Annotated in this window: 1 pseudogene; it reads left to right on the top strand. The window is 47.9% G+C overall.

Annotated elements, in window-relative coordinates:
• Positions 1 to 100: 100 nt before the first annotated feature.
• A pseudogene (locus HMPREF3277_RS06555) lies at positions 101 to 403 on the top strand (hypothetical protein); the annotation flags it as partial.

The following is a 403-nucleotide window of genomic DNA, read 5'->3' on the forward strand; positions in this document are numbered from 1 at the left end:
CGGGTTTCGCCAAAATCTGAAATCAGTCGGTTTCGGCATTAGGTTTCTCAAGCCAAGCCCGCGCTACGGGCTATTGAATTTGCCATCATCAGGAATTGCTATGAAACGCAGCATATTGATATTTTTATCCTGCATCGTCCTGCCTGCTTGCGCCGCCGATTTTTCCGCTTACGCGCCCAAAGGCTGGAAAATCATCAAAAGCGTGGAGGGGGATTTAAACGGCGACAATCAAGCCGATGCCGTTTTGGTGCTGCAAAAGCAAGACAAAGCAAACATCATCCCAAACGACTCTATGGGACTACCTGAATTGGATACCAATCCGAGGATGTTGAAAGTATTGTTCAAACAGGCAGACGGTTACAAGACGGTTGTCGAAAACACAACGCTGATTCCGCCTGAAAGC

This window comes from Neisseria sp. HMSC70E02 (genome assembly GCF_001838645.1).
Classification (GTDB): Bacteria; Pseudomonadota; Gammaproteobacteria; order Burkholderiales; family Neisseriaceae; genus Neisseria; species Neisseria macacae.